Source organism: Dialister sp., from assembly GCF_051885895.1.
Lineage (GTDB): Bacteria > Bacillota > Negativicutes > Veillonellales > Dialisteraceae > Dialister.
The window spans coordinates 1-9,429 of record NZ_JBJEXP010000025.1 but is presented as its reverse complement, the minus strand read 5'-3'; the positions used below and the strand labels follow the sequence as shown (position 1 = coordinate 9,429).

Annotated in this window: 10 protein-coding genes; all 10 read right to left on the bottom strand. The window is 51.4% G+C overall.

Annotation, left to right across the window (positions count from 1 at the left end; all coding sequences use genetic code 11):
- Positions 1-25: 25 nt before the first annotated feature.
- Positions 26-928: a LysR family transcriptional regulator gene (locus tag ACI4N7_RS01800; protein WP_439731657.1), complete on the bottom strand. Its 903-nt coding sequence runs from the start codon at positions 926-928 to the stop codon at positions 26-28.
- Positions 929-1,193: 265 nt separating this feature from the next.
- Positions 1,194-2,033, bottom strand: coding sequence for an SDR family oxidoreductase (locus tag ACI4N7_RS01795; protein WP_439731656.1), 840 nt, complete (start codon positions 2,031-2,033; stop codon positions 1,194-1,196).
- A gap of 67 nt (positions 2,034-2,100) precedes the next feature.
- Positions 2,101-3,228 (bottom strand): alpha/beta hydrolase, encoded by a 1,128-nt coding sequence (locus ACI4N7_RS01790; protein WP_439731655.1) that lies wholly within the window; start codon positions 3,226-3,228, stop codon positions 2,101-2,103.
- Positions 3,225-4,307, bottom strand: coding sequence for an alpha/beta hydrolase (locus tag ACI4N7_RS01785; protein WP_439731654.1), 1,083 nt, complete (start codon positions 4,305-4,307; stop codon positions 3,225-3,227). The genes ACI4N7_RS01790 and ACI4N7_RS01785 overlap by 4 nt, the downstream gene beginning before the upstream one ends.
- Positions 4,308-4,335: 28 nt before the next feature.
- The gene (locus ACI4N7_RS01780; protein WP_439731653.1) at positions 4,336-4,935 is read right to left on the bottom strand and encodes a flavodoxin; all 600 of its coding nucleotides are present in this window, start codon (positions 4,933-4,935) and stop codon (positions 4,336-4,338) included.
- Between the two features lie 11 nt (positions 4,936-4,946).
- Positions 4,947-5,111: a hypothetical protein gene (locus tag ACI4N7_RS01775; RefSeq protein WP_439731652.1), complete on the bottom strand. Its 165-nt coding sequence runs from the start codon at positions 5,109-5,111 to the stop codon at positions 4,947-4,949.
- A gap of 117 nt (positions 5,112-5,228) precedes the next feature.
- Positions 5,229-6,590, bottom strand: a complete 1,362-nt coding sequence (locus ACI4N7_RS01770) for an MATE family efflux transporter (protein WP_439731651.1) — start codon at positions 6,588-6,590, stop codon at positions 5,229-5,231.
- Between the two features lie 61 nt (positions 6,591-6,651).
- Positions 6,652-7,176, bottom strand: a complete 525-nt coding sequence (locus ACI4N7_RS01765; protein WP_439731650.1) for a flavodoxin — start codon at positions 7,174-7,176, stop codon at positions 6,652-6,654.
- Positions 7,177-7,521: 345 nt separating this feature from the next.
- Entirely contained in the window at positions 7,522-8,439 is a 918-nt protein-coding gene (locus ACI4N7_RS01760; protein WP_439731649.1) for an AEC family transporter, read from the bottom strand.
- A gap of 28 nt (positions 8,440-8,467) precedes the next feature.
- Positions 8,468-9,429 (bottom strand): alpha/beta hydrolase (locus tag ACI4N7_RS01755; RefSeq protein ID WP_439731648.1); only part of this gene is annotated, 962 nt, incomplete at its 5' end.

Below are 9,429 nucleotides of genomic sequence, written 5' to 3'. Positions count from 1 at the left end.
AGAATGCTGCTGTTTTGTCAATGGTTCAGGAATGCACAGAGGGAAGTGACTTCTGTACCGCTTCTATAAAACGAAGCACCTTCTTCTCCGGCGTTTTGGAATAGAGCAGTCCAAAAGGAACCTGTACCGGGTAGTCAAGGGGAATGAACTTCAAAAGGGGATGCATGTATTTCATGGTGGAAAAAGCAATGAGCACCTCTCCGTTTTCTGCGATTCTGTTAAACAGGTTCATATCATAGAAAGGAAACAGCGATACATGGACTTCCGGATACTCTTCCTCCACTTTTTTCCTGAGGAGATCGGAATCGTGAATACGCCCTTCCTGAATGAAATGGACCGTCTGTCCCTTTAAATCCTCCAGAGTCACACTGTCCTTCTCAAAAAGAGGATTATCCATGGATACAGCCGCATAAAAAGGGCTTCTGAAGATTTCTATGCCCTGACAGTTTCTGAACTGCAGGAGTGCTTCATCGTAAATGGCGGGAATAATATCCATTTTATCCCCCAGATTGCTGAAATACTGGTTCGTTTCTTCCAGGGTGCCCTCATAATTCACGATCTTAATGGAAAACTGGGGCTCTCCCTTTTTGGATTTCGGAAAGTACTTCATCAGCACATGGGCCGGAGCCAGGGGAGATGTGCCGATACGGATCACCATATCTCCCATATGGCCGATTTCCTTGGCCCGCCTTACGGCTTCATCAAAATCCCTGGTAATCCGACGGGCATCTTTATAAAAAGATTTTCCTGCCGCCGTCAGAATCAGTCCCCTGTGGGTACGCTCAAAGAGATGGACTCCCAGATCCGCTTCCAGTCCGTTCACCTGCTTAATGACTGCCGGCGGGGAAATATACATGGCTTCAGCTGCTTTGTTAAAACTGCCGGCTTCTGCTACACGGATAAATGTCTCTACCCGCAGATTATACATACATAACGCCTCTCTTCCCACAGCTGTTCTTCCACAGAAACAGCCTGAAATTCCCCTATCTTCTATTCCTCTTTATTTTATCATAAAAAGGAGGGTATGTACGGAACCTTCTGCATGAAGGAGACAAGTGAAAAAAGTGCAGAAAGCATGGATTTCCCCGCAGCGCTGCATGAGACAGGGATTTTCATTCCATGGACCTTCCCTGCGCAGCCGGTCCTTTAAGCAGGCCTGTTTTCCTCACGGAATACCGCTTTGCAGAACCCCTTTAATCAGCGCTTCTCCGGAAATCAGATTTCACCGATTCTTCCTCATACCGGCCCACTTCAATCAGGCGGTCTGCATAGCATTTTCTCACATACTCCACGGAATCGCTTCCCACCTGGAAACGTAGGGGCACTTCATCCCTTCCTGCCATAGAGACAATCACCGCACCGGCTTTGGCAGGATCTCCCATTTCCGGCGCTTCCTTCCTCACTTTTTCCGGCCTTGTCTGCCAGGCTGTCTTTTCATAGGCCTGAAGTCTTTCATCCGATTCCAGAAGATTGTCCCTGAAATGGGTGCGCAGGGCCCCCGGTTCCACAATCATCACCCGGATGCCCAGCGGTGCCGCCTCTTTTCGGAGACCGTCGCTCAAAAGTTCCAGTCCCGCTTTGGCAGAAGCATAGAAGGAAGAACCTACGGCAGCAGAAACCGCTGCAATGGAGGTTATATTAATGATAGTCCCGGTCTTCTGCTTTCTCATGACAGGAAGGACCAGACGCATGAGCCGGAGCGGAGCGAAAAGATCCACTTCGTACATCTCACGAATCTGCTTTTCCTCTCCTTCTTCCAGCGCTGCCCGGTAGGCATAGCCCGCATTATTCACAAGGACGTCAATCCGACCGAAAGAGTCCAGGGTCTGCCGGATTCTCTCCTCCGCCTCTCCTGCATCGGTGACATCCAGATGAACAGGCAGCAGCCGATTTCCATACTGTTCTGCAAGCTCTGACAGCTCCTCCGGATGCCGGGAAGCCGCCGCCACGGAATCTCCCGCCTCCAAGGCAGCCTTTGCCGTATAATATCCAAGACCGCCGGGAGCCGTACCTGTAATAAACCATACTTTCATGAAACCATTCCTCCTTTATCAATAAGTAAGGAAGTACCGAATATTCGGTACTTCCCTGCCTGCATTCTCAGTCCAGCCCCTTGTCATGAAGCCATTTGGCCATCAAATCCGCAATTTCCCTGTTATTGAGATCCGCCATAAGGAAATGGGTATTTCCTTTAATGCCTATATCCGGCAGATGAACAATCTCCGCCCTGCCGCCATGGCGGTTGACAGCGGCTACAAATTTCTTGGCCATATCATATTCGCTTCTCCATTTGTCCGGACCGATTTCACTGCTCGATTTTTCCGCAATATTATCTCCATAGAAAAGGATGATGGGAATCTTTGTCAGTTTCATGAAATCAGAAAGCGGAACAGCTTTTGCTGTGGCTGCCACCGGTGCATAGGTAGTCGGAAGTGCTTCCGGCACTTCTCCCTCGGGGAACAGGAAGGGCGTGCCGCCGGGTTCAAAGGCCACGATGGCCTTTACATTATCTGTACGGAAAGGTGTACGCCAGCCCACGGTGCCGCCCATGGAATGGGTCACCAGGATAGCAGGGCCGGTCTTGTCAAACAGCTTAGCCAGGGCATCGGCATTCACATCGTCGTCCAGTTTTCCTGTATAAGGAGTCCAGGTGCGCTGGAACTGGTCATAGCTTCTGTCATCGTGAGGCACAGCGGCATTGGCAAAGGGACGGGGATTATCTCCCTCAAAGGTGCCAACGCGGGACAATTCATAAAGTGCCTTGTCCGCATACATGGGATTCTTTGCATAGGGATTGCCTTCACCGGCTGCTTCAGTAGAAAGGCCTGCTTCACCGATTCTGGGCTGGTCCACCAGGTATACGGAGTATCCTTTTCTTAAAAAGATATTCTGGAAGCCTTCCCGTCCGTCCGGCGTGGTTTCCCATGTTCTCTTGGACTGGACACCGCCATGCTGGAAAATGATGGGGTATTTTTTTGCATTGACCGGAATCTGGTAAAACACATAGGCATGATCGCCAAAGGCAATCTGTCCCTCCGGTTCCAGAAAATGGGATGTGGAGAAGGTTCCTTCATGTTTCACCGTGCTCCCGCCTACGGTAAAGCTGCCCTGGGTCTGGAGAACAATGGGCGCTTCCGCTGCAGAGGCTGCCTCTCCGGAAAAGGGAAGAGCCATCAGCCCTGCCGCCATCATACCTGCAATCATAACTTTCATCAATTTTCTTTTCATTTCTTGTCCAGTCCTTTCTCTTTCATCCAGCGTTCCATTTCCTGCGCCACTTCCTTATTATTCAGATCTGCCATAAGGAAATGGGTATTCCCTTTGATTCCTTTATCCGGAAGAACGATGACCTCTGCGTCACCGCCATATTTCTTCATCACCTTTTCCCACTGCCGTGCCAGATTCAGGCGGACACGCCAGTTATCCAAGCCCCAGTTGTCTACCGGTGTATTTCCTGTGGGGATATTGTCGCCGAAATAAACAACCACCGGAATTTTGGTCATTTTCAGGAAATCTTCCATGGGCACAGCCATTCCTTTAGCCGGGAAAGGACTGGTAGTGGCCTCCACTTCCGGCACTTCTCCTTCCGGGAAGGGGAAAGTACCCGGTTCCAAGGCAATCACCCCTTTGACATGACTGGAATGCATGGCCGTTTCCCATCCGGGACCGCCGCCGGCGGAGTGGGTAATGAGGACACTGTCCCCCGCCTTGTCCATGACCTTTACCATGGCATCAGCCACCACCTTCTGGTCGAACGCACCGGTATCAGGTGTCATGGAGCGGAAGAACTGCTCCAGCGATTCCTTGTCACGGGGTACTGCTGCATTATCGTAATAATTCGGCCACTGACCGATACGGAAATTGTCATACCAGAGCTGGTCATCCGGTGCAGCGGTAATATTGGCCGGTACGGTGGATCTTCCCGCTTTCCCGCGGCGCGGTTCATCCACCAGGTAGGTTCTGTATCCTTTTTCCAGGAAGATGTTCTGGAAACCATCCCGTCCGTCCGGCGTAGTTTCCCAGGTCTTGGCAGACTGTCCATAGCCGTGCAGGAAAACCAGGCCGTACTTTCTGGCATGATCCGGTACCTGGTAAAATACGTAGGCATGGTCGCCATGAAGGGTTTCACCCGACAGATCCCGGGCATCCTTATTGTTGTTGAATACCCCCGGCGCCGTCACCACAGTACCGCCGGCCGTAAAGCTTCCCTGATCCACCAGGGTCACCGGATTCATGGCAAAGGAAGAACCGCCCATCATTAATGCCAGCACTGCTGCCAGCCCCCATCTCTTCATCATCTTGTTCATGCTGTACCTCTTTCCTGACTTTTATGTCTTATTTCTTCAAACTGTCTACCCAGTCTTTGATTTCCTTTTCACTTTCTCTTTCGCTGAACCGTTCACCGGCCTGCCAGCTGCCGCTGCCTGCGGCCTTTGCCAGGTTCTGTCCGCTGTTGCCGATAGGATCCAGTGTGGATGTGCAGAAAGGAATGACTGTCTTCCCCTGGAAATTATGGGATTCCACGAAACTGTATACCACATGGGGTGCCTGTCTCCACCAGAGCGGATAACCGATGTACACGGTCTCATAGACATCCCAGTTCGGCACATCGCCGGAAAGGGCGGGCCGCAGGTCCGGCTGGTCATGCTCCTTGACCACCCGGCTTTCCTTATTTCTATAGTTCAGATCTTCCTTAGTATAGGGTTCTGCCGGTGTAATGGCATAAATATCGGCGCCGCTTTCCGATGCAATGATTTCAGCGGCCCGCTTCGTATTGCCGGTGCCGGAAAAATATACCACCAGTGCCTTTCCATCTTTGGGAACCGCCGCTGCCTTCGCCGGTTCAGAAGAAGCGGCCTGACCTTGTGTTCCGCAGGCCGCCAGCGATGCCACTGCCATAACGGCCAGAATAAAAGCTGCTATTTTCTTCCACATGATTTTCTCCTTTACGCTCTCTTTCTTTCCTGTCTTAAAGATTTCTGCCTGTACAGGCGGATCATCCGGAAATATTCGTCCCATTCTCCGGAAAGCAGGGAATTTCCTTCCTCATCAATCCACCCTGCCTTGCCTGCATATTCTTCCAACGCCTTGTCTTCCACACATTTTTTCATTACCGGGCCTCCTTCCTGACCACTCAAGTTCTTATGCTCCTATCATACAGGAAATCCAAAGGCGTCAGAAGTCTCCCTTCCTTAACCTGTATAAACCTCAAGGTTTATACTTTTTTATCAGACTGCCCGTTTTTTACCTGAAACACCGGCGAAATGGGTTTCTCTGTAGAAAAGGACAGCCAGCACCACCAGGCCCATATCTGTAATGAACCAGCTTAAAGGATAGACCAGAACCAGCGTCAGAAAATCAGGAGACCGGGAAAAGATGAAATAAATATAAAAGAGGCGGCTGCCGCAGACAGAAAGAAGAGTAATCACCGCCGGTCCCATGGACCGCCCATATCCCCTCAGCATGCCGGAAATGATTTCCATCACCACATTCAGCGGTTCGCTGAGAAGAATGCAGGTCAGACGGAGGGCGCCGTATTCGATGACAAGGCTGTCCGCCGTAAAAAGGCCCATCAGCGGCTTCACAAAGTAAATCAGAAGGCCCGACATCAGGATGGTGACCGCCATATCCTGCCAGAAGCAGATTTTTACCGTCCTCCGGCACCGCTCCCTGTTCCCTGCCCCGAAATTCTGACCGATAAAGGTGGTCGCCGTCTGGCCGAAAGCATTGATTACATAATAGGCAAGACATTCCACATTAAAGGCAGCTGCCGATGCAGCCATGGCTTCCGCCCCGAGGCTGTTGATAGCTGCCTGTACCACCAGGTTGGAAAGGCTGAAAACCGCTCCCTGAATGCCTGCCGGCGCCCCGATGCGGAGAATTTCCAGAAGCACTCTGCCATCCCAGGAAAAGGAAGACAGGGACAGCTTCATTTCCTTCCCTGTTTCTGAGAGCAGGAAAAACAGAATGCCTGCGCTGAGCAGAGATCCTGCCAGAGTAGAAAAGGCCACGCCGGCTGTTCCCATCCGGAAAACGATGACCAGCACCAGACTCAGTACCAGCTTCACCACTCCCGATACCACAAGGGCCATCAGGGGCGTCCGTGTATCCCCCTGGCTGCGGTACAGGGCTGCCTCCATGTTGTACAGGAGCAGAGCCGGCATGGAGAGCAGCAGGATCCGCATGTACAGAACGGTCATATCCATGATTTCCAAAGGCACCGCCAGTATTTCCAGCACCGGCACAAGAATGACTTCGCCTGCGGCAGCAGAAAAGAGTCCGATTACCGCAGACAGGAAGAAGGAGGTATATACTCCTTTTTCCACTCCCTCCTTATTTCCTTCTCCGATAAAATGGGAAATAACTACATTGGCACCCAAAGCCATGCCGATAAAGAGGGCGGTGAGAAATCCCATCAGAGGGCTGGTGCTCCCTACCGCCGCCATGGCCTCTTTCCCTGCGAACTGCCCCATAATAGCCGTATCCAGGGTATTGAAGAGCTGCTGTATAATGCCTGTGAAAGCCAGTGGGACAGCAAAAAGCAGAGTCTTATCCCCCAGGGATCCATGAAGCATATCCATACGCTGCATAATAACCTCCTGCCTGAAATAAAAACAGGCAGCTTCCGCTGCCTGTCATTCCTTCTCTTTTTTAAAAAAGAGGCATCACTGAAATTGTGTCTGCTGCCACCTGTTTAGCCCAGCTGTCCACTTCTGTCCGGGATGCTCTTTCGTAAAACCGGATGCCCTTTGCCCAGCTGCCGCTTCCGGCTGCTTTTCCCAGGTGCAGGCCGCTGTCCCCCTGGTCCGTGCTAACTGCTGTGCTGAAGGGAATCACCTGTTTCCCTGAAAAGTCATGGGATTCCACAAAGGTATAAACCACATGGGGTGCTTCTGCCCACCAGAGAGGGTAGCCGATCAGAACGGTATCAAAGTCCTTCCAGTTTTCCACATCGCCCACATAAGCCGGACGGGCAGCGGGATTTCTATGTTCCACCCACACTCTGGTGCTTTTATCTATATAGTCCAGGTCGTGATCCGTATAAGGCTCCTCCGGACGGATTTCAAAAATATCGGCATGAAGAAAGCGGGCTGCTTCTTCCGCCACTCTTCTTGTCATACCGCTTGCAGAAAAATAAACAACCAGTGTCTTGGATTCTTTCTTTACTTCAGTCATTCTTACGAGTCCTTTCTATACATCATGCATGCCGCAGAGGATATCCCCTCTGCGCATCTGAATTTCTATACAGCATCCGGTGCCTCCGGCACTCCTGGGGCCTGCCGAGCTTAGAGAGACAGGAATCGGCAGAGATAGGGGCAAATGCCGATCCCGATCCAGAAAAGGGACAGAGCCGGCAGGCCCCAGGAATACCGGAAGCCGGATATTTCAGTTGATGCAGGAAAGCGTCTGCTTCCTGCGAAGATTGATGAAATGATTGTAATGGTTAAAGTCCGCTTGCAGTCAAGAGAAAATATGAAGTGCACTCATATTTTTTCTCCTGAAGCTCACAGAGCGATTTCCTTATAAACCGGCCAGATAAAAAGCAGCCGGCATGGTAACTACGGAAATCACGGTAGTCAAGGTTACCCCCTTCACGGACAGAGGATAGGATTCCTTATTGTAGATGGATGCCAGCAGCGGAATCACATTGCCCGAAGGGGTAGCCAGAGCCGCCATGCATACCGCCATGAGAAGAGGATTATGGAAGAACTGTTCCAGTATAAGGACAATACCTACCGGAATAAGAATCATCTTGATGAGGGAAAAGGCAATGAGCTTTTTATCGGTGATCAGTTCCTTCAGCCGGATATCCTCAAGAGATGCTCCCATGAGCATCATAGCCAGGGGTGCCGTCATGCTTCCCACCATCTGCACTGCCGTAGTAATGACATAGGGCAGTCTGATATCGGAGAGATAAATGATGATGGCCAGGAAGCAGGAAATCATGCCTGCATTCAATAAATCTCGGGGAGAGAAGGAGGATAAGCCGCTTCCTCCCTGAATGGTTTTAATGGCATAGGAGAAAAACAGAATGTTGAAGGGGATGAGGAACACCGTCATGTAAATGAGAGCGCCGGATCCGTAAATCCCGGCAATCATGGGTACGCCCATGAAGCCTATATTGGTAAAGACCACCATTACCCGGGCAATGCCGTTGTCTCCTTTTTTATATCCCAGCACCCGGGCCAGGATGGCGGCCGCCAGCAGGGCAAGCACCAGAAGGGCAATGGCCGCTCCGGCAGCTTCCGCCAGTTCCTTTCCGCCTATGTGAGGCCCGCCGGCTACGGCACCGGAAAGAATAATGGCAGGATAAGCGATATTCACCACCAGCGAGGAAAGCTGAGCCTGATTTTCTTCTGTAATGATTTTTTTATGTCTTGCGTAAAGTCCGACGGCCATCATGATAAAAAAGATAACCATCTGCTGTAATACTGCCATGATTTCTATCCTTCCTTAAGAAAGTACCTCAATTCTTTTCCCCGGGGTGACGGAGTATATCCAGCACCAATGCCCTTTCCCGGCTGTTGTCCTCACCGGGGAATACCACCCAGGTATGCACTGCATTGAGCTTTTCATAATAGGAAATCGGCACCCGTTCTTCTGCCGCTTTGGCTGCCAGCTTCATGATGGCTACATTTTCCGTACTCCCTGTAAATATGGTCATGGGAGCCAGTCCCTTCAAACTTCCGAAGAGAGGGTTCACCCGGTCATCGGTTTCGGGAAGCTTTCCCTGCCACCAGCGGAGAATATCCGGCTGGCTCCGGGATACTACGGCAAAGAGGCCGGCGCCGGCAATCTTATTGTTGTAGTCCACTTCTTCCGGCGTCCGCCAGATGCGGATATCCACGCCCGGAGAATACAGGACAAGGCTGTTCGGCTGGGGAAGGCCTGCATCCCTGGCCATCATAGCCAGGGAGAGAGCCATGGCACCGCCGGCGGAGTCTCCCATGACGGAAATCTCACTGGCCGGTGTATCCTTCAGCATTTCTTTGTAAAGATCCATCACCCAGTTCATGGACATTTCCGCATCATGTTCCGGTGCCAGCGGATATTCCGGGAAATACACCTCTGCGCCGCTGTTGTCAGCCAGCCAGCGGGCATAATCAAGCTGCTGCGCACCTTCCGGCATAACCCAGGCACCGCCGTGAATATAGAGAATCTTTTTGGTAGCTCCTGCAGGAACGGGATGGAGGGAGGTGAATTTAAACCACCTGAATCCTTTCAGTTCATGATCTTCCACATGGACCGTCTGCCGCATGGCCCTGCTGGGGCCGAAATCCTTTCCTCTGTAATTGGTCATAATATCCTGATATAAAGCATCACCGGACTGGCTGAAAAAAGCCATGCCCTGTGTGACGCCGCCTTCCTGGGACAGCTCCATATCCGCTGCCGAAGCCATATATCCGCCTGCAATCAATGCACCTGCTG